The organism is Nonomuraea sp. GTA35, from assembly GCF_041950525.1.
Classification (GTDB): domain Bacteria; phylum Actinomycetota; class Actinomycetes; order Streptosporangiales; family Streptosporangiaceae; genus Nonomuraea.
The window spans coordinates 433,939-456,266 of sequence record NZ_JBGNUV010000002.1 but is presented as its reverse complement, the minus strand read 5'-3'; the positions used below and the strand labels follow the sequence as shown (position 1 = coordinate 456,266).

At 72.5% G+C, this 22,328-nt stretch carries 24 protein-coding genes; 6 read left to right on the top strand and 18 right to left on the bottom strand.

Going from position 1 to position 22,328, the window contains the following annotated elements; all coding sequences use genetic code 11:
- Positions 1-15: 15 nt before the first annotated feature.
- Together ACBJ32_RS08815 and ACBJ32_RS08810 are read right to left on the bottom strand one after the other, a co-directional pair.
- Positions 16-1,593 (bottom strand): MDR family MFS transporter, encoded by a 1,578-nt coding sequence (locus ACBJ32_RS08815; RefSeq protein ID WP_375126294.1) that lies wholly within the window; start codon positions 1,591-1,593, stop codon positions 16-18.
- Between the two features lie 115 nt (positions 1,594-1,708).
- The gene (locus ACBJ32_RS08810; RefSeq protein ID WP_357883226.1) at positions 1,709-2,314 is read right to left on the bottom strand and encodes a TetR family transcriptional regulator; all 606 of its coding nucleotides are present in this window, start codon (positions 2,312-2,314) and stop codon (positions 1,709-1,711) included.
- Positions 2,315-2,493: 179 nt separating this feature from the next.
- Between ACBJ32_RS08810 and ACBJ32_RS08805 the strand changes: the two genes are divergently transcribed.
- Together ACBJ32_RS08805 and ACBJ32_RS08800 are read left to right on the top strand one after the other, a co-directional pair.
- A complete protein-coding gene (locus tag ACBJ32_RS08805) occupies positions 2,494-3,126 on the top strand; it encodes a pyridoxamine 5'-phosphate oxidase family protein (protein ID WP_375126293.1) in 633 nt (210 codons plus the stop codon).
- 49 nt (positions 3,127-3,175) lie between these two features.
- Positions 3,176-4,606, top strand: a complete 1,431-nt coding sequence (locus tag ACBJ32_RS08800; RefSeq protein WP_375126292.1) for an APC family permease — start codon at positions 3,176-3,178, stop codon at positions 4,604-4,606.
- 8 nt (positions 4,607-4,614) lie between these two features.
- On the opposite strand, the gene ACBJ32_RS08795 is transcribed toward ACBJ32_RS08800, so the two are convergent.
- Both ACBJ32_RS08795 and ACBJ32_RS08790 read right to left on the bottom strand, forming a co-directional pair.
- Positions 4,615-4,767, bottom strand: coding sequence for a hypothetical protein (locus ACBJ32_RS08795; protein WP_357883217.1), 153 nt, complete (start codon positions 4,765-4,767; stop codon positions 4,615-4,617).
- Between the two features lie 49 nt (positions 4,768-4,816).
- The gene (locus ACBJ32_RS08790; RefSeq protein ID WP_375126291.1) at positions 4,817-5,875 is read right to left on the bottom strand and encodes an LLM class flavin-dependent oxidoreductase; all 1,059 of its coding nucleotides are present in this window, start codon (positions 5,873-5,875) and stop codon (positions 4,817-4,819) included.
- Positions 5,876-6,050: 175 nt separating this feature from the next.
- Between ACBJ32_RS08790 and ACBJ32_RS08785 the strand changes: the two genes are divergently transcribed.
- Entirely contained in the window at positions 6,051-6,818 is a 768-nt protein-coding gene (locus ACBJ32_RS08785; RefSeq protein WP_375126290.1) for a MerR family transcriptional regulator, read from the top strand.
- Between the two features lie 29 nt (positions 6,819-6,847).
- Here the strand turns inward: ACBJ32_RS08785 and ACBJ32_RS08780 are convergent, their stop codons facing one another.
- From ACBJ32_RS08780 to ACBJ32_RS08760, 5 genes are all read right to left on the bottom strand, one after another.
- Positions 6,848-9,121, bottom strand: coding sequence for a penicillin acylase family protein (locus ACBJ32_RS08780; RefSeq protein ID WP_375126289.1), 2,274 nt, complete (start codon positions 9,119-9,121; stop codon positions 6,848-6,850).
- Between the two features lie 7 nt (positions 9,122-9,128).
- Entirely contained in the window at positions 9,129-11,474 is a 2,346-nt protein-coding gene (locus ACBJ32_RS08775; protein ID WP_375126288.1) for an FtsX-like permease family protein, read from the bottom strand.
- A complete protein-coding gene (locus tag ACBJ32_RS08770) occupies positions 11,471-12,199 on the bottom strand; it encodes an ABC transporter ATP-binding protein (RefSeq protein WP_357883205.1) in 729 nt (242 codons plus the stop codon). Before ACBJ32_RS08770 ends, ACBJ32_RS08775 begins: the two co-directional genes overlap by 4 nt.
- Positions 12,196-12,723: a PadR family transcriptional regulator gene (locus tag ACBJ32_RS08765; protein ID WP_375126287.1), complete on the bottom strand. Its 528-nt coding sequence runs from the start codon at positions 12,721-12,723 to the stop codon at positions 12,196-12,198. Before ACBJ32_RS08765 ends, ACBJ32_RS08770 begins: the two co-directional genes overlap by 4 nt.
- A 106-nt stretch (positions 12,724-12,829) precedes the next feature.
- Complete coding sequence (locus tag ACBJ32_RS08760; RefSeq protein ID WP_375126286.1) at positions 12,830-13,750, bottom strand: NmrA family NAD(P)-binding protein; 921 nt, start codon at positions 13,748-13,750, stop codon at positions 12,830-12,832.
- Positions 13,751-13,854: 104 nt separating this feature from the next.
- Here ACBJ32_RS08760 and ACBJ32_RS08755 point away from each other — a divergent pair, with 104 nt between their 5' ends.
- The gene (locus tag ACBJ32_RS08755) at positions 13,855-14,424 is read left to right on the top strand and encodes a TetR/AcrR family transcriptional regulator (protein WP_375126285.1); all 570 of its coding nucleotides are present in this window, start codon (positions 13,855-13,857) and stop codon (positions 14,422-14,424) included.
- Between the two features lie 49 nt (positions 14,425-14,473).
- On the opposite strand, the gene ACBJ32_RS08750 is transcribed toward ACBJ32_RS08755, so the two are convergent.
- Positions 14,474-14,839: an STAS domain-containing protein gene (locus tag ACBJ32_RS08750; RefSeq protein ID WP_375126284.1), complete on the bottom strand. Its 366-nt coding sequence runs from the start codon at positions 14,837-14,839 to the stop codon at positions 14,474-14,476.
- Between the two features lie 98 nt (positions 14,840-14,937).
- On the bottom strand, positions 14,938-16,383 hold the full coding sequence (locus ACBJ32_RS08745) for an MFS transporter (protein WP_375126283.1): 1,446 nt from the start codon (positions 16,381-16,383) through the stop codon (positions 14,938-14,940).
- Positions 16,384-16,523: 140 nt separating this feature from the next.
- On the opposite strand from ACBJ32_RS08745, the gene ACBJ32_RS08740 reads away from it, so the two are divergent.
- Positions 16,524-16,967, top strand: a complete 444-nt coding sequence (locus ACBJ32_RS08740; protein WP_375126282.1) for a hypothetical protein — start codon at positions 16,524-16,526, stop codon at positions 16,965-16,967.
- Positions 16,968-17,036: 69 nt separating this feature from the next.
- On the opposite strand, the gene ACBJ32_RS08735 is transcribed toward ACBJ32_RS08740, so the two are convergent.
- From ACBJ32_RS08735 to ACBJ32_RS08710, 6 genes are all read right to left on the bottom strand, one after another.
- Positions 17,037-17,642 carry a TetR/AcrR family transcriptional regulator gene (locus ACBJ32_RS08735; RefSeq protein WP_375126281.1) on the bottom strand — a complete coding sequence of 202 codons (606 nt, stop codon included), beginning with the start codon at positions 17,640-17,642 and terminating at the stop codon, positions 17,037-17,039.
- Between the two features lie 84 nt (positions 17,643-17,726).
- Positions 17,727-18,170, bottom strand: a complete 444-nt coding sequence (locus ACBJ32_RS08730; RefSeq protein ID WP_375126280.1) for a CBS domain-containing protein — start codon at positions 18,168-18,170, stop codon at positions 17,727-17,729.
- A 35-nt stretch (positions 18,171-18,205) separates the two neighbouring features.
- Positions 18,206-18,877, bottom strand: coding sequence for a potassium channel family protein (locus ACBJ32_RS08725; RefSeq protein ID WP_375126279.1), 672 nt, complete (start codon positions 18,875-18,877; stop codon positions 18,206-18,208).
- Complete coding sequence (locus ACBJ32_RS08720) at positions 18,861-20,210, bottom strand: TrkH family potassium uptake protein (protein ID WP_375126278.1); 1,350 nt, start codon at positions 20,208-20,210, stop codon at positions 18,861-18,863. Before ACBJ32_RS08720 ends, ACBJ32_RS08725 begins: the two co-directional genes overlap by 17 nt.
- 201 nt (positions 20,211-20,411) lie before the next feature.
- On the bottom strand, positions 20,412-20,747 hold the full coding sequence (locus ACBJ32_RS08715) for a DUF3140 domain-containing protein (RefSeq protein WP_375126277.1): 336 nt from the start codon (positions 20,745-20,747) through the stop codon (positions 20,412-20,414).
- Positions 20,744-20,971 (bottom strand): DUF2945 domain-containing protein, encoded by a 228-nt coding sequence (locus tag ACBJ32_RS08710; protein ID WP_375126276.1) that lies wholly within the window; start codon positions 20,969-20,971, stop codon positions 20,744-20,746. The genes ACBJ32_RS08715 and ACBJ32_RS08710 overlap by 4 nt, the downstream gene beginning before the upstream one ends.
- Before the next feature lie 255 nt (positions 20,972-21,226).
- Between ACBJ32_RS08710 and ACBJ32_RS08705 the strand changes: the two genes are divergently transcribed.
- Complete coding sequence (locus tag ACBJ32_RS08705) at positions 21,227-21,799, top strand: NADAR family protein (protein ID WP_375126275.1); 573 nt, start codon at positions 21,227-21,229, stop codon at positions 21,797-21,799.
- On the opposite strand, the gene ACBJ32_RS08700 is transcribed toward ACBJ32_RS08705, so the two are convergent.
- Positions 21,778-22,320 carry an RNA 2'-phosphotransferase gene (locus ACBJ32_RS08700; protein ID WP_375126274.1) on the bottom strand — a complete coding sequence of 181 codons (543 nt, stop codon included), beginning with the start codon at positions 22,318-22,320 and terminating at the stop codon, positions 21,778-21,780. The two genes, ACBJ32_RS08705 and ACBJ32_RS08700, sit on opposite strands and share 22 nt — an antisense overlap.
- Between the last annotated feature and the right edge of the window lie 8 nt (positions 22,321-22,328).

Here is a 22,328-nt window from a genome sequence, read left to right as displayed (position 1 = left end):
CCCGGCCGATCCGGCTCAGTGGCCGGAGGCCGCGGCGCGCTCGCGGGCCAGCCGCTCCTCGCCCGACAGCGTGGCGAGCGGCTTCTCCTTGATGAACAGCACCGCCACCAGCGCCAGCACGGTGAGCGGCACGCCGATCAGGAACAGCTCGGCCGTGGCCGTGGCGTACACGTCCTGGATGACGCGGACGACCGGGGCGGGCAGCTTGGAGATGTCGGGCACGGCGTGGGTGTCGCCGCCCCCGCCGGCGGCGGCCATCGGGCCGAGCTTCTCCGTGAGCAGCGTGGTGACCCGGTTGGCCAGCACGGCACCCAGGGCGCTGACGCCGATCGTGCCGCCCATGCTGCGGAAGAAGGTCAGCACCGAGGTGGTGGAGCCCAGGTCCTGGGCGGGCACGTCGTTCTGGGCGGCCAGCACCAGGTTCTGCATGAGCATGCCCACGCCGATGCCGAGCACCGCCATGTAGACGCCGAGCATCACCGAGCCGGTCTGCCCGTCGATGGTGGCGAGCAGGCCCATCCCGCCGAGCATGACGACGCCACCGGCCACCAGGAAGCCCTTCCACCGGCCCGTCTTGGTGATGAGCTGGCCCGCCACGGTCGAGGAGATCAGCAGGCCGAACACCATCGGCAGGCTCATCAGGCCGGCGACCGTCGGCGACTTGCCGAGCGCCACCTGGAAGTACTGCGACAGAAACACCGTGCCACCGAACATGGCCACGCCGACCAGCGCGCTGGCGATGGTGGCGAGGGCGACGGTGCGGTTCTTGAAGATGGCGAGCGGGATGATCGGCTCGGCCGCGCGGGACTCGACGAAGACGGCCAGCGCGAGGACGAGGAGACCGCCGCCGACGAGCACGGCCGTCTGCCAGGAGCCCCACGCGAACTGGTTGCCCGCCAGCGACGACCAGATCAGCAGCGTGGAGACGCCCGCCGTGATGAGCAGGGCGCCCAGGTAGTCGACCTTGACCTTCTTGCGCACCACGGGCAGGTCGAGGGTGCGCTGCAGGAGGATGATGGCCACGATCGTGAACGGCACGCCGAGCAGGAAGCACCAGCGCCAGCCGAGCCAGGAGGTGTCCACGAGCACGCCGCCGATGAGCGGCCCGGCCACGGTGCCGATCCCGAACACGGCGCCGAAGATGCCGGAGTAACGGCCCAGCTCACGCGGCGGAATCATGGCCGCCATCACGACCATCGACAGCGCGGTCATACCGCCGGCGCCGATGCCCTGCACGGCGCGGCTGACGATGAGGATCTCCACGTTCGGCGTCAGGCCCGCGATCAGGGAACCGGCCACGAACAGTCCGAGCGAGAGCTGGATCAGCAGCTTCTTGCTGTAGAGGTCGGCCATCTTGCCCCAGAGCGGCACGGTGGCCGTCATGGCCAGCAGCTCCGTGGTGACGATCCAGGTGTAGACGGTCTGCGTGCCCTGCAGGTCGGTGATGATGCGGGGCAGGGCGTTGGCCACGACGGTCGAGGCCAGGATGGACACGAACATGCCCACCATCAGGCCTGACAGCGCCTGCAGGACCTTTCTTCTGGACGTGGGCGTCGCGGCCGCGGGCTCGGGCTGCGCGCTGGTGGCTGTCATCTTTCCTCGATTTCTCAGGCGAATTTCTCAGGCGGGCAGGGCCCGCCCTCCGCGGGCTCCTGCGGACACCGGCAGTACGGAAACGTTTACGGAAGGGGACGGGCGACCGGGGCGGTCACGGGTTGGGCAGGCCGGCGGCGAGCTGGTCGAAGGCCTCGTCCACCAGACCGGCCAGCGACGGGCGCCCGCCGGCGGCGCTCCAGCGCAGCATCGCCACCCGGAAGGCCGCCATGGCGGCCGCCGTGGCGAGCTCGGGATAGCCGCTCGTACAGGGCTCGACGCCGGCCCGGCGGGCGACGGCGGCCGACACGGCACGCTCGGTCTCGCTGCCGCTGGCGACGAGCCGGGGGAGCAGCGACGGGTTCTGCTCGAACACCTTCAGCCGCAGCAGCCACCGCTCGGGCTGCTCCTGCAGGTGCTCGGCCTCGGCCCGCGCCATCAGGCGCAGCGCCTCCAGGACGGGCACCCGCGCGGGCACGGCGTTCAGCCGCTCGCACAGCTCGGCGGCCGAGGCCTGGCCCGAGCCGATGAGCGCGTCCTCCTTGGACGGGAAGTAGTTGAAGAACGTACGGGAGGAGACGTCGACCGCCTCCGCGATGTCCTCCACCGTGACCGCCGCCAGGCCGCGTTCGGCGACCAGCGTCAGGGCAGCATGCTCCAGCGCCGCACGGGTCTCGAGCTTCTTTCGATCCCGGCGACCCAGCTCCTCTGCACTGTCCACGATGGTCACAATGCTGAGATTAAGGGAAAAATTTCAGGATCTGCAATGTTTCAGGGTCTGAAGTGCCGCAGATCACAGCGGTGACGGGCCCGCCTGGTCCTCGCGGGACGTGATCGGGCGGGGGCGGCACCCTTCCCCGTAGCTCGACTATGAAGGTTAGGCTTGCCTATATTCGGGTGGTGCAACCTTCTGAGATCCGTATGGTGACGACCGAGGCCGAGCTCCGCGAGATCGTGAAAGAGCCGCCGCAGACCATCTGGGACAAGGACATCGCGCGGATCGACGAGCACGCGCGCACGATCATCGCGCATTCGCCGTTCCTGCTGCTCGCGACCTCCAACACCGACGGCACCTGCGACGTCTCGCCCCGCGGCGACCCCGCCGGCTCGGTGCTGGTCCTCGACGACCAGCGGCTCGTGCTCGCCGACCGGCCCGGCAACCAGCGGCTCGACAGCCTGCGCAACGTGCTGCTCAACCCGCACGTCGGGCTGCTGTTCATCGTGCCGGGGATGAACGAGACGCTGCGCGTGAACGGGCGCGCGACGCTCGTGTCGGACGCCCCGTTCTTCGACGACCTCGTGGTCAAGGGCAAGCGGCCCCGGCTGGCGCTGCTCGTCGAGGTCCAGGAGCTGTACATGCACTGCGCCAAGGCGTTCCTGCGCTCGTCGCTGTGGAAGCCGGAGACCTGGCCCGACCGCAAGAGCCTGCCCACGCTCGGGCAGATCGCCAAGGACCATATCGGCATCAAGGGCGTGCCGGCGAAGGTGATCGACGCGGGGCTCGCCATGGACGCCAAGATGAACCAATACTGACTCCGGAAATCACGAGCTCTGAAAGCCCGTGAAAGCATAGGCTGGCGGGATGACGGACCGGGATGATCACATGGCCGCCCCCTCCCAGAGCAGTCCTTCCAGTCCCGCGCAAGCGCATGACGCCGACCAGCCCGGCCTCAAGCGGGTCATGGGCCCCGGCCTGCTGCTGCTCTTCATCATCGGCGACATCCTCGGCACCGGGATCTACGCCCTGACGGGCCAGGTCGCCGGTGAGGTCGGAGGAGCGGCCTGGCTGCCGTTCGCCATCGCCTTCGTGGTCGCGGCGATCACCGCCTGCTCCTACCTGGAACTGGTCACGAAGTATCCGCAGGCGGCGGGTGCCGCGCTCTACGTGCACAAGGCGTTCCGCCTGCACATCGTCTCCTTCCTCGTCTGCTTCACCGTGATGTGCTCCGGCATCACCTCCGCCTCGGCGGCCTCGCGCGCCTTCGCCGCGAACCTCGCCGCCGGGTTCGGCCTCGACGTCGGCAACGGCGTCATCCTGGCGATCGCCCTGGGCTTCATGCTCCTGGTCCTGGCCGTGAACCTGCGCGGCGTGGGCGAGAGCGTCAAGATCAACGTGGTGCTCACGTCGATCGAGCTCTCCGGCCTGCTGCTGGTCATCCTGCTCAGCATGTGGTTCATCGCCGGCGGCAACGCCGACTTCTCCCGGGTCGTCGCCTTCGAGACCGCGGCCGACAAGAGCGTGTTCCTGGCCGTGAGCACGGCGACGTCGCTGGCCTTCTTCGCCATGGTGGGGTTCGAGGACTCGGTCAACATGGCCGAGGAGACCAGGGACCCGGCGCGGATCTTCCCCCGGATCATGCTCACCGGCCTCGGCATCACCGGAGTGATCTACGTCCTGGTGTCCATCTGCGCCGTGGCGGTGGTCCCCGTCGGCACGCTCGCCGAGAGCGAGACCCCGCTGGCGACCGTGGTGCAGACCGCCACCCCCGGCTTCCCGATCGCCGACCTGCTGCCGTTCATCTCGATGTTCGCCGTCGCGAACTCCGCGCTGATCAACATGCTGATGGCCAGCCGGCTCCTGTACGGCATGGGCAAGCAGGGCGTGCTGCCGGCCTTCCTGTCGAAGGTGAACCCCAGGCGGCGCACGCCGGAGGCGTCGATCCTGTTCACCACCGTCATCGCCATGGGGCTCATCACCTTCGTCTCGCTGGACCCGGAGAGCCCGGTGGTGTCGCTGCTGGGCGGGACCACCTCGCTGCTCCTGCTCGCGGTCTTCGCCGCCGTCAACGTGTCCGTGCTCGTCCTGCGCAAGGACCAGTCCGCGACCGAGCACTTCAACGCCGGGCGCGTCCTGCCCGTGCTGGGCGTGATCACATGCCTGTACCTGGTGCTGCCCTGGTCCTCCGGCCGCCCGGCCGGCCAGTACCAGATCGCGGGCGTGCTCCTCGCGATCGGCCTGGTCCTGTGGCTGGTCACCTGGCTCGCCCGCCGGAGGGAGAGCGCGGGCCGCTGACCGGAGGCTCACCTGGTCGTCGCGTTGACCAGGAGGAACGACAGCACGCCGGTCGCCAGCAGGACCGCGAACAGCGCGATCATGCCGATCACGACGAGCGCGCGACGCCATCCGGCAGGTTCCCGCGGGGGCGTCGCGCCGTGCTCCGCACCCTCTGACATGCTCCGACGCTAACAGGGCAGGCCCGGGGGCAGGGCGTACGGCACTCGTTCAGCCGCGCAGCAGCGGGAGCAACCGGTCGCCCTGGCGCTTGATCTCCGGCAGGTAGGGCGTGTCGGAGAGCACGAAGTGGGTGATGCCGAGGGCCTGGTAGTTGCGCAGCGACTTCGCCACGTCCTCCGCCGAGCCGACCAGCCAGGTGGTGCCCGCGCCGCCGCCGCCGTACCTGCCGGGGGCGGTGTAGAGGTTGCCGTCGAGCACCTCTCCCCGCTCGGCCAGGCCGAGCAGCCGCCGCTGGCCGACGGCGGCCTGCCAGTCGACGTCGCGGGCGACGGCGCCCCGCGCCATCCTGGCGACCTTGGCCTCGGCGTCCGCCCAGGCCTGCTCGGTGGTGTCGCGCACCAGCGTGGTGACCCGCAGCCCGAACTCCAGCGGCGGGAGGTCGCGCCCGAGCCGCTCGCCGAGCCGCTTGAGCCGCTCGATGCGCGCCGCGACGCCGTCGAGCGGCTCGCCCCAGAAGAGCTGGACGTCGGCCTCGGTGGCGGCCACCCGCTCGGCGGCCTCCGAGGCGCCGCCGAAGTAGAGCCGGGGGTGCCTGCGCCCGCCCACCACCGCCGGGCGCGGCACCACGGTGGAGGCGGTGACGCTGAAGTGCTCACCGTGGTGGGTGACGTGCTCCTCGGTCCAGAGCCTGCGTACGAGCCGCATGAACTCCCTGGTACGGGCGTAGCGGTGTGCCTGGTCGCCCTCGCTGTCGCCGTACGCGGCCAGGTCGTCCTTGCCCGAGACGATGTTGACCAGCACCCGGCCCCCGGTGAGGTGGTCCAGGGTGGCGGCGGCGGAGGCGAAGTTGGCCGGGCGCCAGTAGCCGGGCCGCACCGCGATCAGCGGCTGGAACGTGGTCGTCCGCGCGGCCAGCGCGGTGGCCACCGTGAACGTGTCGGGCCGTCCCCAGCCGGTGCCGATGAGCGCCCCGGCCCAGCCGTGCCGCTCCAGGGCCTCGGCGTGGCTGCTGAGGGTCGCCAGGCTGTTGTGACCTGCGACGGCGTCGTCGCCGCGATGCCCGGGCCGGGCCTGGTTCGGGATGTACCAGAGGAACTGGAGGCTCATGCGGTCTTCCTGTTCTGCGCTACGGCCCCTAAAAACCTAGTATCCAAGTAGGTAAAGTTCAACAGTGGGGCTTCCCCGCTGCCTGATCGCGCTTGACTCCGCCGTTACGTCAACTCCTACCGTCGTGAGCGAGCCGGAAGATCCGGCTCGGTGAAGAGCGGGGACGGGTGGGTTCATGGCGTGGTCGATCGCGCAGGTGGCGCGGATGTCCGGCGTGACGTCGAGGACGTTGCGCCACTATGACGAGATCGGCCTGCTGCGGCCGGCCTGGGTCGGCGCCAACGGCTACCGCCACTACGAGGAGGACCAGCTCCTGCGGCTGCAGCAGATCCTCGTGCTGCGGGAGCTCGGCCTCGGGCTGCCCGAGATCGCCGAGATCGTCGACCGGCACACCGACCCCGCGGCGGCGCTGCGCGAGCACCACCGGCGGCTGCTGCGGGAGCGCGACCGGCTCGACGCGGTGGCCCGCATGGTCGCCCGCACCATCACCGAACTCGAACAGAGCGAAGGGAAGAGCGGCATGCCCAGAATCAGCAGACCGGAGAACCTGTTCGAGGGCTTCGACGCCGCGCGCTACGGCGCGCAGGCCCGCGAACGGTGGCCGGAGCACTGGGAGCGGTCCGGGCAGCAGGAGCTCCTGGACACCCTGTCCCCGGAGGAGATCGACCGCATGCAGCAGGAGGCCACGGCGGGGATGATCCGCCTGGCGGAGCTGATGGCCGCCGGCACGGCGGTCGACGACCCCGCGGTGCTCGCCGTGCTCGACGGCCATTACCGGCAGATGACCCGGTTCTGGACGCCGAGCGCGGCGGAGTACACCCATCTGGGGCGGATGCAGGTCGAGGACGATCAGTTCAGGGCGAACTACGAGCGGGTGGCGGAGGGGCTGGCGGCGTACATGCGCGACGCCATGGCCGCGTACGCGCGGGCCCGCCTGAGCTGAGGGGCCCGCCTGAAGTGAGGGGCCCGGGTTCAGCCCCGCACGGTCGTGACGCGCAGGTGCGGGTCCGCCGCGATCTCCGCCTCGGTGAAGCGCTCCGTGACCCACTGCCCGCGCGAGAACAGGGTGGTCTGGTCGGTGTGGTGCGGTGAGGAGGGGTTGGCGGACAGCGAGTAGGTCAGGATCGTGCGGGTGCGGGGGCCCGCCGGGGTGAGCTCGACGGCCATCATGAAGCTGGAGCCGGTGTTCACCTCGGGATAGCGCCCGTCCGCGCCGAGCGGGCCGCCCGTGCGTACCCGGTCGAAGCAGCCCTCGCCCTCCGTGCACCCGGGGATGGGGACGGAGGAGGAGTGCTGGGCCTGGCCCGGGGTGAGGGTCAGCGGGATGCCGCCGGTCTGGAACTGCTGCACGGCGTCCGCCAGGGCCTGCCGCACGGCCGGGTCGCCACGCCTGAGGCCGCGCGGGGTGGTGAGCGGGTGCTCGGGGTCGAAGGGCACCCGCCACCAGGGCTGGGCGGGCTCCCCCTGCCTGACGGGGCGCTGGAGCCGGGTGTAGAACTCGCGCCACAGGATCGCCCCCTGCCCGTCCAGGGTGGCGCGCCCGTTCCAGGCCGCCAGCGTCTCGCACGCCTGGCGCAGGTCCACGCGCCGGCCGTCGGACGCGGTCGCCCTGGGATGGGCGCGGCACAGCGCCGCCACGTCCGAGCGCATGAGCTCGAAGGTGTGGTTGCGCTTGGACCGCGCGGTCGCCTGCAGGGTGTCCAGCGTGAAGCCGGGCGCGCCCAGCCCGTCGGCGCCGGACAGCCGCCGCGCGATCATGTCGAGGCTGACGCGGGGGCGTGGCTCGACGTCGGTACGGGTGGCGCCCCACGCCTGGCCGTACGTGGTGAGCGGAGCGGCGGGGTTCGTCATCCAGGGGGTGTTGTTGGAGTTGGCGACGTAGTCGGCCCGGGTCAGTCTCGGCCGGCTACCGGGCCCGAACAGGCCCGGCACGACCGCGTCGCGATCCCTGCCCCACAGGCAGGCGGAGGTGGAGCCGTCCAGCGTGAACGCCTCCAGCGACGGGTCCGGCGAGGGCGTGGCGCAGCGGCGCGCCCGATCGTCGCCGACGTGGGGGACGACCGAGGCGTCGGCGAAGGCGGCGGTCCCGCTCACGTCGGTGGCCAGCGTGTAGACGAACGGCAGGCCCTGGTAGGTGTCCTGGGCGGCGCGCAGCTCGGCGAGGTCGCCGGCCTTGGCCATGGCCAGCCACTCGTCGGCCGCGCGCAGGTTGGCGGCGTTGGCGTCGGCGAGCGCGTAGGCGTACTCGCCGCTCCGCCCGGCTGCCAGCACGGGGCCGTAGCGGGAGGTGTAGAGGGTGCGGACGGTCATCGTGCCGTCCTGGAGCGGCACCTCGATCCGCTGGCGGCCCATCGGCTCGGCCCGTCCGTCCACCAGGTACGCGCCGTCGCCCGCGAGCCGCAGCCGGTAGAGGGTGAAGCGGTGGGCGTGGGAGACGGTGTGGGTCCAGGCGACGCGCGCGTTGTGGCCGATCTGGACGACGGGGGTGCCGTACAGGCTGCCGCCCGAGACGTCGAGCACGCCCGGGATCGTGAGCTGCACCTGGTAGAAGCGGCGGATGCCGGCCCACGGGAAGTGCGGGTCGGCCAGCAGCATGCCGTGGCCGTCGCGGGTCGCCTGGCGGCCCAGCGCCCAGCCGTTGCTGCCCGGGGCGGGCGCGGGGCCCTCAGGCTCCCCGCCTCCGGCGATGGCCTCCTTGAGCCCGGAGCTGCCCGCCATGCGGTTGAGGTCGAGAAGGCCGGCCCACATGTCGGCGGCGGTGATGGGGCCGACCCAGGACCTGCCCCGGCAGGTGGGGTCGGGCAGGTTCGCCACCCCGGTCTCCTCGAGGTAGCGGTTGTAGCCGGCGACGTAGCCGTCCACGAGCTCGCGCAGCTCGGCGCTGGGGCCCACCGGGGGCGGCTGCGCCAGCACGCGCCGGATCACGCCCGAGTCGGCGACGCTCCTGTGGTAGACGTCGCTGGTGAGGTTGTCGACCGGGCGGACCGGGTCGTCCGACCGCGCCTCGGGGCCGAAGACCCGTGAGCGTTCGCCCCGGAGCGTGACCACCCACGAGGCCAGGACACAGAGGTTGTCCTGGGCGAAGGCGTAGCCGTAGCCGAAGCCGAGCCCGCCGTGGTCCTTGGCGGTCACGTGCGGGATGCCGTACTCGGTGCGGCGGATCTCGGCCGTGTAGCGCCCGGCGGGCGCCGGCGTCAGGGGGTTGAGGGTCAGGGCGAGCGCCATGACCGTGGACAGCAGCTTCATGGAGCTCCTACTCGAAACGCGCGTTGTCCGGCGCGGTCATGTGCCGCAGCAGCGGCACGGCCGTGAGGATCACCAGCAGGGAGGCGGCCAGCCCGCCGCCGACGGTCGCGAAGTAGACGGGCCCCGGCATGGCCAGGGACGCGCCCTTCATGGCGAGCTCCTCGATGAACGGCCCCGCCACGCCGAAGCCCGCGGCGGCGGCGACGGCGGCGGCCAGGACGAGGGGGAGCGCCGACTCCAGCAGCACCACCGCCGTCAGGGTGCGGGCCGGCGTGCCCGCCAGCCGCAGCAGGGTGAACGGCTGCCTGCGCTCCATCAGCCCGCCGCCCACCGCCACCACCAGGCTGCACCCTCCGGTGACCAGGGTCAGCGCGACCATGGCCAGCGCGATGTTCTCGGCCTGCGTGAAGATCGTCGCCCTGGCCTGCGCGACCTCGACGAAGGTCATCGGCGCGCCGGCGCCGTGGCGCGCCAGCAGCGTGCGCAGCTCCTCCAGCGTGCCCGGGTCGTCCATGCCGACCAGGACGGCCGCCAGGCTGAGGCCGTCCGTGGAGACGGCCTGGCCGGTGGGCGCGGCGAAGGGGAGCAGCTTGTCGACGGTGAGCGGGTTGTCGGCCTCGACGAGGCGCTCGAAGTAGCCCGTCACGGCCTGCGCGCCCGCCGGGCACCGCCCGAGCACGGGGAAGCGGGCAAGGCTCGCGCAGTCGGCGGCGGTCCTGGGCGGCGGAGGGCCGTCGCCGGGAACGGGCGGCGGGGGATCGCCGCCGCGCACGGATGCGTCCGTGGTGCCGGGCGGCTGTGCGCCGCCGCTGGGCGCGGGTGCGTCCGTGGTGCCGGGCGATTGCGCGTCGCCGCGTACCGGCTGGTCCGTGTCGTCCGGCAGGGCGTAGATCGGCAGCACGTCGACGCCGGGGTGGGCGCGCAGCCGGGCGAGCAGCTCGGCTCCGGCCTGCGGAGCCAGGCCACCGGCGCCGGGGTGCCGGGTGAGCGGGGCGCGCAGCACCCCGTTGAGCGTGCCGCCGGCCACCGCCTGCTGCCCGGAGACCACGGCCGGGACGATCCCCGCGATCGCCGTGCCCATGAACACCGCCAGCACGAGCCCGCTCACCGAGCGGAAGGCCGCCTTGGGGTCGGCCGCCATCCGCTGCGCGGCCAGCAGGGTCGCCGCGCCCCCGGTCACGCGGGCGGCGAGCCGGGCGGCCAGCATCGTCAGCCACGGGCCCGCCAGGATCAGCCCGATCATGATGAGCGCGAGGGCCGCGCCGGCGAGCAGCGCGTCCGGCTCGCGCTCGCCGCCCCGGAACACCGGCCCGGCGAACAGCGCCAGCCCGGCCGGCAGGGGGATCACCCGCCAGGCCCGGGGCGGGCGCCCCACGGCCTTCCTGGCCGCGCCCAGCGGGGAGATCCGCACGCGGCGCAGCGACCAGAGCGCCGTGCACCCCGACAGGATCGGCACGCCGGCGAGCACGGCCGCGTACTGCCAGGAGGCCGGGACGACCAGCTCGGGGAAGAAGCGCGAGCCCGTGACGCGGACCATGGCCACGGCCGGCCGTACGAGCTGGAACAGGGCGACGCCGAGCAGCGCGCCCAGCAGCGCGCCGAGCGCGGACTCCACCGCGGCGAGCACGCTCACCTGCCGGGACGTGGCGCCGGCCAGCCGGAACGCGGCGAATCGGGCCTCCCGGCGGGCGGCGGCCAGCCGGGTGGCCGCGTTCACCAGTACGAGCAGCGGGACGAACAGGCCGATGGCGGCCACGGCGAAACCGAACCGGTAGAGGTCGGTGTCGTCGTCGAGCAGGGCGGCAGCGGACGCGGTCTCCACCGTGTCCACCTGCCGCGCCCCCGTCATGGCGGCGACCTCCTGCGGTGTCCGCCCCACCACGATGGCCAGCTCGTCCGGCCCGGACAGCGCGGCCTGGCCGATGATCCCGGCGCGGGTCCCGGGGAAGCGGTCACCCAGCCGTTCGCGCGGCACCGAGTCCAGCAGCCCGGCCAGCGCGGGGGAGGCGTAGTACCGGCCGGGGCCGGGCATGCGCGCCAGGCCCGGGATCACCGGCGCCTGCCCGCCGAGCGGGGCGGCGTCCAGCCGCTTGATCGCCTGCCCGGCGTAATAGTCCTTCCGGTAGCTCCACAGCGCGCCGGTGGCGGTGGCGTCGAGAACCCAGCCGCTGGGCGCGGTGCCGGTGGTGCACTCCCAGCAGGGCCGGGCGGTGGTGGCCTGGAAGGCGTTGAAGAGGGAGAGCGTGGTCAGCAGCACCGTGACACCGGTCGCCACCCCGGCCACGATCAGCACCAGCCTGGCCACCGCCTCCCTGCCGCCGCGCAGCGACAGGCGCAGCCCCAGAGCGATCATCGCGTGACCTCACCGGAGAGGGGATCGGTGGCGCGGCGGTCACGGACATTTCCCTGCCGGTCGGCGAAGGGGTCGGTGACGCGGCCGTCGCGGACGATGACCTCCCGGTCGGCGAAGGAGGCCACCCGGGCGTCGTGGGTCACCACGATCACGGTCGTGCCCTCCTCGCGCGCCAGCCCGACCAGCAGCTCCATGACGTGCTCGCCGGTCAGCGAGTCGAGCGCGCCCGTCGGCTCGTCGGCGAACAGCACCCGCGGCCCCGTCACCAGCGCCCTGGCGATCGCCACCCGCTGCGCCTGGCCGCCCGACAGCTCGCTGGTACGCCGCCCGCCCAGCTCAGCCAGCCCCAGCCGCTCCAGCCACTCCCCGGCCCGCCGGTAGGCGTCCTTGCGCCTGGTGCGGCCCAGCAGCATCGGCAGGGCGACGTTGTCGGCCGCGGTCAGCTCCGGCACGAGCTGCCCGAACTGGAAGACGAACCCGAAGGCGGTGCGCCGCAGCTCCGTGCGCCGGGCGTCGCTCATCGTGTCCAGCCGCCGCCCGCGGAACCACACCTCGCCGCTGTCGGGAGTGAAGATCCCGGCCAGGCAGTGCAGCAGCGTCGACTTCCCCGAGCCGCTGGGGCCCATGACCGCCACGATCTCCCCGGCGGCCACCGACAGGTCGGCCTCGCGCAGCGCCGGGGTGTGCCCGTAGGAGCGGCTGAGCTCGCGCGCTTCGATGATCACGACTCGCGCACCATGGCCGCCAGCGCGCCCAGCCGCGCCTGCGTGACGTCGATCCAGCGCAGGTCCGCCTCCAGATGGAACATGCCGTGGTCGGCCAGCAGCGCGTCGGTCAGCGAGCCGGTGCGCTTGATCTGGGTGAACTCCCGCATGCGCCGGAGGTGCGTGGCCCGCTGCAGGTCGAGGTAGCCCGCCGCGTCCCGGCCCAGCATCAGCGCCAGCACGACCTTGGTGAACAGCACCGTCTGCAGGTACGGCTCCGCCGCCACCGGCTCCGACAGCCACGCCTCCACCTCCTGCGTGCCGAGCGGGGTGATGGCGTAACGCTTGCGGTCGGGCCCGTCGCCGGGCTCGCTCTGCCCGGCCGTCACCTTGCCGTCCCTGGCCAGGCGGCCGAGCGTGGAGTACACCTGCCCGAACGGCAGCGGCTTGCCGCGGCCGAAGAAGGCGTCGTAGTCGCGTTTCAGGTCATAGCCGTGACTCGGCTCCCGCTCCAGCAGGCCGAGCAGTGCCAGGGGAACACTCATGACCGCAGACTATACACCGGGGGTATAACCCCGGCGTATAGTCGCGCCCGGCCGTCCGGCGACCGCAGGCAGCCCTCGCCGCCACGGGCCTGGTGTCCCTGGGGCGTCAGGCCTTCAGGTGCGTGCCCGCCCACTCCTCGAAGGACGTGAGCGGGATGCCGAGAGCCCGCGCGTGCTCCGGCCGGGCCGGCTGGCCCACCACGTTGAGGAACTCGTGCGAGGTGACGGCGTACTCCGGCATGCCCGCGGCGAGCGCCTCCCGCACGGTCATGTCGGGCGCGGCCAGCGGGGCGCCGAGGGCGCGGGAGAGGACCTCGGCGATCTGCGTCATCGCCAGGTGGTCGCCGGCCAGTTCCAGCTCGACCCGGTGGAACCGCTCCGGCGCGGCGATGGCCGCGGCGGCCGCCGCGCCGATGTCCTGGACCGCGACGAGGGAGAGCCGCGTGCCGGGCTTCAGCACGGTCGCCAGGCCGCCCTCGACGCCGCGGGGAAGCAGGTAGGCCACGGACGGGAGGAAGTTCTCCATGAAGAAGCCCGGCTTGATGATCGTCCAGTGCGTGAAGCCGGCCTCGCGTACCAGGTCCTGGGCGCCGGCCTTGGCGGTGTAGACGGGCTCCATCGCCGCCCAGCGGCCTTCGGCCCAGCCGGGGGCCTCGATGTGGCGCCCCGCGCCGGAGACGGACGTGTGCACGAACTGCGGCACGCCCGCGGCCCGCGCGCCCTCGACCAGGTTGGCGGCCTGGGTCAGTTCGCCGCCGAAGTCGAAGGCGCCGTCCCTGATCGGGGGCATCTGGATGGAGAAGACGGCTCGGGCTCCTGTCGCGGCCCTGGTCACGGAGCCGCGGTCGTCGAGATCGCCGGTGACGAGCTCGGCGCCGAGCGCCTGGATCGCCTGCGCCCGCTCGGTCGCGGGATCGCGGACCAGAGCCCGGACGGGGACGCCGGCCGCGAGCAGGGCACGCGCGGTGGCGCCGCCCTGCTGACCGGTGGCGCCGGTGACCAGGACGGGCGCGATGTCGATGGGCATGAGGGATCTCCTGACGTGAGCAACGGATTAAACGGCGGACCCCGCCGCTTATGTTCCGGTAAGATACGGCGGACCCCGCCACTTAGCAAATGTGAGGTGAGGCCATGCCCGGCCAGCGCGCGGACGCCCGGCGCAACTACGCGCTCCTGCTCACCGTGGCCAGGGAGGCGATCGCCGAGTACGGCCCCGACGCCTCCCTGGAGCAGATCGCCCGCACCGCGGGAGTCGGATCGGCCACCCTGCGCCGGCACTTCCCCAGCCGCCAGGCGCTGCTGGAGGCGGTCTTCCGCGACGAGGTCGAGACCCTGTGCGGCCACGCCCGCGAGCTGGCCGCCGCGCCCGACACCCGGGCGGCGCTGCTGGAATGGCTGGGCGCCCTCACCGCGGCCGCCGCGACCATCAGGGGACTGGCCATCGCGCTGACCCGCGAACGGGCGGCCGGCGCCGGCGCGGCGGAGGAGGCCTGCTGCTCCGCCCAGCTCACCGAGGCGGCCGACCCGCTGGTACGCCGCGCCGCCGACGCCGGCGCGCTGACCCCGGGAGTGACCACCGGCGACCTGCTCACCCTGGTCACGGGCATCGCCCTGGCCTCGGAGCCCCATCCGGACCCGGCGGCGGAGGCGGAGCGGCTGCTCGGGCTGACCATCACGGGGGTGAGCCCTCGTCAGGGGTGAGGCCCGTGTTCTTGGCGGGGCTGGAGAGCCCTGCGTGGTCGCGCCGTCGCTAAATGGAGCGTTCCGACGAGTTCAGGGCGGCCGAGATGGCGTCCTCGACCCGCTCGTGCACCGGCATGTGCGCCACCACGCCCGTGATCTCGAACAACCTGGCGGGCAGGGGTTGCACGCCCGCCAGGTGCACGACGCCACCGGCCTTCAGGCAGTCGGTGGCACACTTCAGCAGCACGTGCAGTCCGGAGCTGTCCATGAACGGCACCCCCGACAGGTCGAACACCAGCCGTCCCGCGAGCGCCGCACCGGCCTCCGCGAGGTAGGCCTCGAGGTCGGCTCGATTGGTGGCGTCCATCTCGCCGGTCACCGCGATCACGGTCACCCCGGGCAGGCGCTGGTGCCCCAGCGTTAATGGCGGCATCTGCGGATTCACCGCTTCCGCCGGCAGAACTTGACCATCAATGAAGGATAGTCCGCCGGAGTCGTCGGCGATATCCCGGTTTTTGCTGGCGCGACGCGTCAGCCGCCGTGGCCGTGGCCGTGGCCGTGGCCGTGCCCGTGCCCGACGAATGCCGCCGCGGGCCTCCCGCCCGGCACCAGCCCGAGCGCGACGGTCCCGGCGACCCCCGCCACCACCGCGCACAGCGTGAAACCGGCCACGAACCCCCCGGCCCCCGCCGCCCCGGGGGCGAGGCCGGCGGCGGCCACGGTGGACACGACGGCCACCCCGATCGAGCCGCCGAGCTCGTGGAAGGTGTTGATGACCCCGGAGGCCACGCCGTTCTCGCCGGGAGGGATGTTCGCCATGGTCGTCGTGGTGGCCGTCACGAACGCCGGCCCGATGCCCAGCGAGGCCAGCACGAACCCGGGCAGCAGCGTCGTGCAGACGCTCGCGTCCGGGGAGACCCGCGCCATCAGTGCCGCCCCCGCCGCGGTGAGGACGAACGCCGCCACCGCCACCGGCCTGCCGCCGACCCGCCCGATGAGGCGGCCGCCGAGCTGCGCGCCCGCCGTGATGGCGACGGCCGCCGGCAGGAAGATCAGCCCTGTCTCCAGCGCGCTGAACCCGAGCACGTGCTGCAGGTAGAGCGTGCTGAGGAAGAACAGGCCCAGCATCAGCCCGGTCGCCACCAGCATCACGAACGTCCCCGAGATCACCGGCCGGCGGGCGAGCGTCCCGGCCCGCATGAGCGGCGACCGTACGGACCGCTCGACGACCACGAACAGCACGTACAGCAGCACCGCCCCGGCCAGCGGCAGCACCGTGCCCGCCGCCGCCCACCCGGCGTCGCCCGCCGCGACCACCCCGTAGATCAGCAACGCCGTCGCCAGCGTGACGACCAGGGCGCCGGGCACGTCCACCGGCTCGCGCCGCCCCGCGGCGGCCGGCACCACCGCGGGCACCGCGGCCAGCACCGCCAGCCCGATCGGCACGTTGACGAAGAACACCCAGGCCCACCCGGGCCCCGCGGTCAGCAGCCCGCCGACGAGCACGCCCAGCGCCGCCCCCGTGCCGCCGATCGCCGCCCACACGCCGAGCGCGCGTGCGCGCCGCTCGCCGTGGAAGGTGTCGATGATCACCGCCAGCGCCGCCGGAGACAGCAGCGCCGCGCCGACCCCCTGCAGCGCCCGCCCCGCGACGAGCGCGCCCCCGCTCCCGGCCAGCCCGCACACCAGCGACGCCGCCGTGAACAGCCCGAGCCCGGCCAGCAGCGTCCGGCGCGCGCCGAGCACGTCGGCGAGCCGCCCGCCGAGCACCATGAGCCCGCCGAAGCAGAGCGTGTACGCGGTCACCACCCAGGTCAGCGCCTCCCGGCCGAGCGCCAGGTCGGTGCCGATGGACGGCAGCGCGACCTGCACCACCGTGATGTCGACGATCAGCATGAACTGCGCCAGGCACAGCAGCACCAGCGCGGCCCACCCGCCACCCTTCGGCCTGCCCCCGGGCATGTCGTGATGACTCATCCGCAACTCCTTAACTTGAACACTGATGTTCAAGTTAACACATGCAAACGGTACGGGGGTACCGTGTTGAGGGCGGCTTCGCGGCGACCGGCCGGAAAGCCGGTGGCAGGGCCGGCACGAGAGGCGACAGGATGCCTGGCATGCGCTTGCACATCGACACCGACCTGGGCGGGGACCCCGATGACCTCTGCGCCCTGGCGATGGTCCTGGGCCGGCCGGAAGTGGAGATCGTCGGCATCACAACCTGCGGCGACCGTCTGGCCGCCTCCGGGCCCCTGGGCGAGCTGCTCGCCCGCCAGTGCAGGGCCCACGCCGTGGACAGCGGCATGACGGAACTCGGCCGCGCCCACGCCGGGCTGCCCGACGACCTGGTCAACATCCACTGGGACCCCGTCGCGTGCGCCGTGGCGCTCGGCTGGAGCGGGGCCGTCGTCCAGGAGCGGCGCGTGCGGACCGTCCTGGAAGCGGAGCGGTTGCGCTTCGAGCACGACCCCGGCGGGCGCCGGACGCGCGTGCTCGCCGGCCTGGACGTCCAGGCCTTCGACGAGCTCTGGATCGAGGCCGTCGAGCAGGCCCAGCGCTAGCCGGCCAACGTCGCTCGCGCTGGGGTGCCGGCGCCCGTGGCCTGCTCCCGCGGAGCCTGATCGCTCTCGCTAGGACGCGGCGGCGGGCGGACGGAGCAGCGACAGCATCGTCTTGATCAGCACTTTCTCCACCTCCTCCGGCGCGAGCCGGTTCGCCTCCCGCTCCTGGGCGGCGCTGTGGATGATGGAGAAGAACGCGGTCACCAGCCACGGCAGCGGCAGGTCGTCGCGGAAGTCGCCGTCCCGCCGCCCCCGCTCGATGAGCCGCTCGACCCGCCGCAGCGGGGCCTCGTGGTGCTCCCTGATGCGCTCGGTGGCCAGCACCCGGTCGGCCGCCAGGAACAGCCGGCGGTGCCGGTCGAGGATCTCCCACGACGAGCGCAGCAGCCCGGCCATCGCCTCCGGCGCGGGCGCCGTGTCGATCGACTCGTCCTCCAGCACGGCGTCCGCCATGCCCACCGCATGGTCGAGCACGGCGTCCACCAGCGCCTCACGCGAGGGGAAATGCCCGTACAGGGTGACCCGCCCCACCCCGGCGGCCTTGGCGATGTCGGCCACGCTGGCCGTGGGGTCGGCGCTGAGCAGCCGCGTCCCGGCCTCGAGGATCGAGGCGATGTTGCGCTCGGCGTCCGCGCGCCTGGCGGGTACGGGCTGTCGTGCCGCGGCCTTGACCATGAGACCACCCTACGACGCCCGGCCGCCGACTCCCCGCAAGGACGCCGCCGGGCCCGGGCCGCCGTTCGCGGCGTGGTCTGGCGATCAGAGCTGGAGGGCGTGGTCGAGCAGCGACTGCAGCGTGACCGCCCCGACCAGTCCCTCCTCGTCCACCACCGCCACCAGCGGGCTGCGCGTACGCGCCATCAGCGCCGCCAGCTCCAGCACCGTCGCCTTGGCGTCGGTCACCGGCAGCTCGCGCGGCTGCTCCGGCAGGCACTCCCGCACGGTCTTGCCGCCGAGCCGGTGCAGGAACCGGTCCGCGTGGGCCTCGTCCACCACCCGGGCCAGCGCCGGATCGTCCTGGCAGTACGCCGGCACCGCCAGCCGCAGCACCTGCGTGCCGGGCAGGATGCTGAGCGGCCGCCCGGCCTCGTCGACCAGGATGAGCCCCGGCAGGTCCCGGTCGGCCAGCAGCTTGGCGGCCTCCAGCGCCGGGGTGTCCAGGGTGACCGTCGGGAAGTCGACGGCCAGCTCGCGTGCGCGCATCGTTAGCCTCCGATCTCCAGCGTAACCCGGCCTGCCTAGGGGAGTTCGGCGAAGCGTTCCACCTGTTCGGTGCGGCCCGAGACCAGGACGATGTCGCCGTACGACAGCTCCGTCTCCGCCGTGGCGTAGGTGAACTCCTCGTCCGGCGGCTTCACCGCGACGATCGTGACCCCGTACTTGCGGCGCAGGTTGGAGCGGCCGAGGGGGACGCCCACGTACTCCTTCGGCGGGCTCGTCTTGGCGATGGCGAAGTCCTCGTCCACCTGCATGTAGTCGAGCATGCGGCCGCTGACCAGGTGGGCCACGCGCTCGCCCATGTCATGCTCGGGGAAGACGACGTGGTGGGCGCCGATGCGGCTGAGGATGCGGCCGTGCTGGGTGCTGACGGCCTTGGCCCAGATGTCGTTGATCTCCAGCTCGACCAGCAGGGACGTGGTCAGGATGCTGGCCTCGATGTCGCTGCCGACGGCCACCACCGCCTGGTAGAAGTCCGGCACGCCGAGCTGGCGCAGGGCCTCCATGTCGGTGGCGTCGGCGGTCGCGATCTGCGTGATCTGGCCCGCGAGGCTCTGGGTGATCTTGGGGCGGTGGTCGATGGCCAGGACCTCGGTGCCGCGCCGGGTGAGCTCCAGCGCCAGCGAGGTGCCGAACCGGCCCAGACCGATGACGACGACCGGGTCGCCCTTGTACTCAACCAACGATGACACGCTCCTCGGGTAGCTCGTAGTGCCGGGCGCGCCTGTTGAGCGCCAGGGCGGAGCCCAGGGTGAGTGGGCCGATCCGCCCGATGAACATGAGCACGACCAGCAGCAGGTGCCCGGCCGTGCCGACGTTCGCGGTGATGCCGGTGGACAGGCCCGCCGTTCCGAACGCCGCGACCACCTCGAACAGGACCTGGTCGAGACTGTACGGGGTGAGGGCGAGCATCAGGTACGTGGCCAGGCCCACGATCGCGACGCCCAGCGCCGTGATCGTCACGGCCTGGCGCTGCGCGGCGTCCGGGAGGCTGCGGTGGCCGATGTTCACCCGGCCCTCGCCGCGCAGCTCGGCCCACACGACGAAGGCCAGCAGCCCGACCGTGGTCACCTTGATGCCGCCCGCGGTGCCCGCGCTGCCCCCGCCGATGAACATCAGCACGTCGGTGGTCAGCCAGCTCGACGGGTGCATCTGGGAGATGTCGAGGGTGTTGAACCCGGCCGAGCGCGGCATGACCGCGGCGAAGAAGGCCGCCAGCACCTTGCCGCCCTCGTCGAGCGGCCCGAGCGTCCTGGGGTTGCGCCACTCGATCACCAGGAACGCCAGGGTGCCGAGCACCAGCAGGACCGCGGTCACCCACACCGTGATCTTCGTCAGGATGGTCCACTTGCCCGGGCGCCGCCAGGAGCGGGCCAGCTCGAACACCACGGGGAAGCCGAGCCCGCTCAGGATGCTGGCGATCGCCACCGTCAGGCAGATCCACCCGTCGGACACGAACCGCACGAGGCTGTCGGGCCACAGCGCGAACCCGGCGTCGTTGAAGGCGCTGATCGCGTGGAAGACGCCGAGGTAGAGGGCGCGGCCGAGCGGCTCGTCGTAGCCGGTCACGAAGCGGGTGGTGAGCACGACGGCGGCGACGGCCTCGCACACCAGGCTGAACACGACCACCTTGCGCAGGACGTGCCGCACGTCGCTCATGCTCAGCGTCTTGGTCTCGGCCTGCACCGCGATCCTGGCCCGCAGGCCTAACCGGCCGGACAGCAGCAGCGTGAACACCGTCGCCATCGTCATGATCCCCAGGCCGCCGACCTGGACCAGCCCGGCGATCACCAGCTCGCCGAACACCGACCAGTGCGACTCGGTGTCCACGACGGCCATGCCCGTCACGCAGACGGCGGACGTCGCGGTGAACAGCGCCGCCACCCAGCCCGCGGACACGCCCTCGGTGGTGGAGATCGGCAGCGCGAGCAGGGTCGTGCCGACCGCGACGGTCAGGCCGAAGGCGGCGACGACGACCTGCGCGGGGTGCCGGAAGCGGGAGGTGAACGGCGTCAGCACACCCATCACCGCACCTCGCCCCGGCAACAGCGGCAGCCACGACTTCGGCCACGCATTCGCGAACGCCTCCCCCGAACATCCGACCGGCAGTCTCTTGCCGACCAGACTTCCCGGCGCACCGCGCACTACCGTAACAGGAGCTGCGAGCGCCAGCGCACCTACGCCTTCTTGGTGCAGAAACTATGGGAAAACGATGCGAGGTGGTGTTCATTTGAGCGGGTCGTGACCCCAGTTCATGAGCGAGTACCGCCACCGGGTGTCGGTCACGTCCCCGGACGGACGCTGGGCGAGGTGGCGGTGAATGTAGCCGACGACCTTGTTCATGTGCGCGTAGTCGCCGTCCGACCAGTCGGACCTCCTGTCGCGCAGCAGCTCCACGATCTTCCGGCCGGACTCGTGGCCCACCGACTCGCCGCCGCCGTCCTTCTGCCCGACGGACTTCGACTCGCCGGTGGCCAGCCACCGTTCGAGCTCGCTCGCGGTCATGTTCACGGCCTCGCCGAACGCGTCCGCGATCGCCTTCCTGTCCTCGTCGGAGGTCATGCGCGGTCCTTGCGCAGCGCCGACGGCTTGTGCACGGCCTTGCCGCCGCTCTTCTCGCTGCGCACCACGTACTGGGGCTCCTCGGGGGAGGCGGCGACCGTGCGTCCCGCCTCCTTCTGCCGCTTGGTGATCTTCTTCTCGACCTTGCCCTTGGCGGTGGAGCCGTGGCTCTTCCAGGAGACCTCGTCCCCCGGGGACAGCTCCTTGTTCTTCTTCTTGGCCATGCGGGCGGCGCTACCCGCGGCGCCGCCCGCCACCGGCCGGGCACCGATTCTTTACCGCAGCGAGCCGAAGAACTCGCGCAGCTCCGTGACCAGCACCCCGGGCCTCCGTCAGCGAGCCCATGACCTCGGGGTGCGGGAACGCGAGCAGCGCGTTGACGTGCACGCCCAGCACACGATCGGGCGCGAGCCGGCCGAGCAGCGGGGCGATGAAGGTGGCCGACCGCCTCACCAGGGCTGCCGGGCATACTGAGGGCCATGCCCGATGACCTTCCCATGACCGTCGAGGAGCTGGTCGCCGCCGAGCGGCGCGGCCAGCGCCTGAAATACCTGTACTTCTGGGGGCACCAGCCCGCCCGTGACGGCGGCGTCGGCCAGGGCTGCCTGAGCCAGTGGTGGCCCGTCAGGTTCACCGAGGACGGGCACACGTTCGCCTCGGCCGAGCACTACATGATGGCGCACAAGGCCTGGCTGTTCGGCGACGAGGAGATCGCGGCCAGGATCCTCGCGGCCGGGCATCCCAAGCAGGCCAAGGAGCTCGGCCGCGCCGTGCGGGGCTTCGACCAGGCGACGTGGGAGGAGCGCCGCTTCGACATCGTCGTACGCGGCAACGTGGCCAAGTTCGGCCAGCACGGCGAGCTGGCCGGCTACCTGCTCGGCACCGGCCGGCGCGTCCTCGTGGAGGCCAGCCCCCGCGACCGGGTGTGGGGCATCGGCCTGGCGGCCGACGACGACCGCGCCGCCTCGCCCGAGCGCTGGCAGGGCCTCAACCTGCTCGGCTTCGCCCTGATGGCCGCCAGGAACACCCTTCAGGAGGGGAACCGCAGGTAACCCGGCGGCACCTGGTCCGCCAGCCACACCCCGTTCGCGCTGCGCAGGAACGTGTGCCCGTCGGCGTGCATCACTCCGGACGCCACCACCAGCACCACGGGCACGCCCCGCCGCGCCCCCACCCGCGTGGCCGTCTCCCGGTCGGGCGACAGGTGCACGTGGTGCCGGCTCATCGGCCGCAGGCCCTCCCGCCTGATCGCCGCCAGGAACCGCCCCACCGTGCCGTGGTAGAGCACCTCGGGCGGCTCGACCGCGGGCAGCCCGAGGTCCACCGGCACCGAGTGCCCCTGGCTGGCCCTGATCCGCCCCGACTCGATCGCGTACCGGCGCTTGTCGTTGGCGGCGACGACCGCCCGCAGCTCCTCATGCGTGATCGGGAACCCGTGCGCGGAGGCGGCCCGCAGCAGCTCCTCCACCTCCACCCACCCGGCCGGATCGAGCGTGAGGCCGATGCGCTGCGGATCGTGCCGCAGATGCCTGGCGAGATACTTGGAAACGCGTACCATGCGACGTTCGTCCATCACTGGCC

Excerpts from the sequence above, each read along its gene's own strand:
- ACBJ32_RS08815 (WP_375126294.1), bottom strand. The coding sequence starts at position 1,593 with ATGACAGCCACCAGCGCGCAGCCCGAGCCCGCGGCCGCGACGCCCACG.
- ACBJ32_RS08800 (WP_375126292.1), top strand. The coding sequence starts at position 3,176 with ATGACGGACCGGGATGATCACATGGCCGCCCCCTCCCAGAGCAGTCCT.
- ACBJ32_RS08795 (WP_357883217.1), bottom strand. The coding sequence starts at position 4,767 with ATGTCAGAGGGTGCGGAGCACGGCGCGACGCCCCCGCGGGAACCTGCC.
- ACBJ32_RS08790 (WP_375126291.1), bottom strand. The coding sequence starts at position 5,875 with ATGAGCCTCCAGTTCCTCTGGTACATCCCGAACCAGGCCCGGCCCGGG.
- ACBJ32_RS08785 (WP_375126290.1), top strand. The coding sequence starts at position 6,051 with ATGGCGTGGTCGATCGCGCAGGTGGCGCGGATGTCCGGCGTGACGTCG.
- ACBJ32_RS08780 (WP_375126289.1), bottom strand. The coding sequence starts at position 9,121 with ATGAAGCTGCTGTCCACGGTCATGGCGCTCGCCCTGACCCTCAACCCC.
- ACBJ32_RS08775 (WP_375126288.1), bottom strand. The coding sequence starts at position 11,474 with ATGATCGCTCTGGGGCTGCGCCTGTCGCTGCGCGGCGGCAGGGAGGCG.
- ACBJ32_RS08765 (WP_375126287.1), bottom strand. The coding sequence starts at position 12,723 with ATGAGTGTTCCCCTGGCACTGCTCGGCCTGCTGGAGCGGGAGCCGAGT.
- ACBJ32_RS08760 (WP_375126286.1), bottom strand. The coding sequence starts at position 13,750 with ATGCCCATCGACATCGCGCCCGTCCTGGTCACCGGCGCCACCGGTCAG.
- ACBJ32_RS08755 (WP_375126285.1), top strand. The coding sequence starts at position 13,855 with ATGCCCGGCCAGCGCGCGGACGCCCGGCGCAACTACGCGCTCCTGCTC.
- ACBJ32_RS08750 (WP_375126284.1), bottom strand. The coding sequence starts at position 14,839 with ATGCCGCCATTAACGCTGGGGCACCAGCGCCTGCCCGGGGTGACCGTG.
- ACBJ32_RS08745 (WP_375126283.1), bottom strand. The coding sequence starts at position 16,383 with ATGAGTCATCACGACATGCCCGGGGGCAGGCCGAAGGGTGGCGGGTGG.
- ACBJ32_RS08740 (WP_375126282.1), top strand. The coding sequence starts at position 16,524 with ATGCGCTTGCACATCGACACCGACCTGGGCGGGGACCCCGATGACCTC.
- ACBJ32_RS08735 (WP_375126281.1), bottom strand. The coding sequence starts at position 17,642 with ATGGTCAAGGCCGCGGCACGACAGCCCGTACCCGCCAGGCGCGCGGAC.
- ACBJ32_RS08730 (WP_375126280.1), bottom strand. The coding sequence starts at position 18,170 with ATGCGCGCACGCGAGCTGGCCGTCGACTTCCCGACGGTCACCCTGGAC.
- ACBJ32_RS08720 (WP_375126278.1), bottom strand. The coding sequence starts at position 20,210 with ATGGGTGTGCTGACGCCGTTCACCTCCCGCTTCCGGCACCCCGCGCAG.
- ACBJ32_RS08715 (WP_375126277.1), bottom strand. The coding sequence starts at position 20,747 with ATGACCTCCGACGAGGACAGGAAGGCGATCGCGGACGCGTTCGGCGAG.
- ACBJ32_RS08710 (WP_375126276.1), bottom strand. The coding sequence starts at position 20,971 with ATGGCCAAGAAGAAGAACAAGGAGCTGTCCCCGGGGGACGAGGTCTCC.
- ACBJ32_RS08705 (WP_375126275.1), top strand. The coding sequence starts at position 21,227 with ATGCCCGATGACCTTCCCATGACCGTCGAGGAGCTGGTCGCCGCCGAG.
- ACBJ32_RS08700 (WP_375126274.1), bottom strand. The coding sequence starts at position 22,320 with ATGGACGAACGTCGCATGGTACGCGTTTCCAAGTATCTCGCCAGGCAT.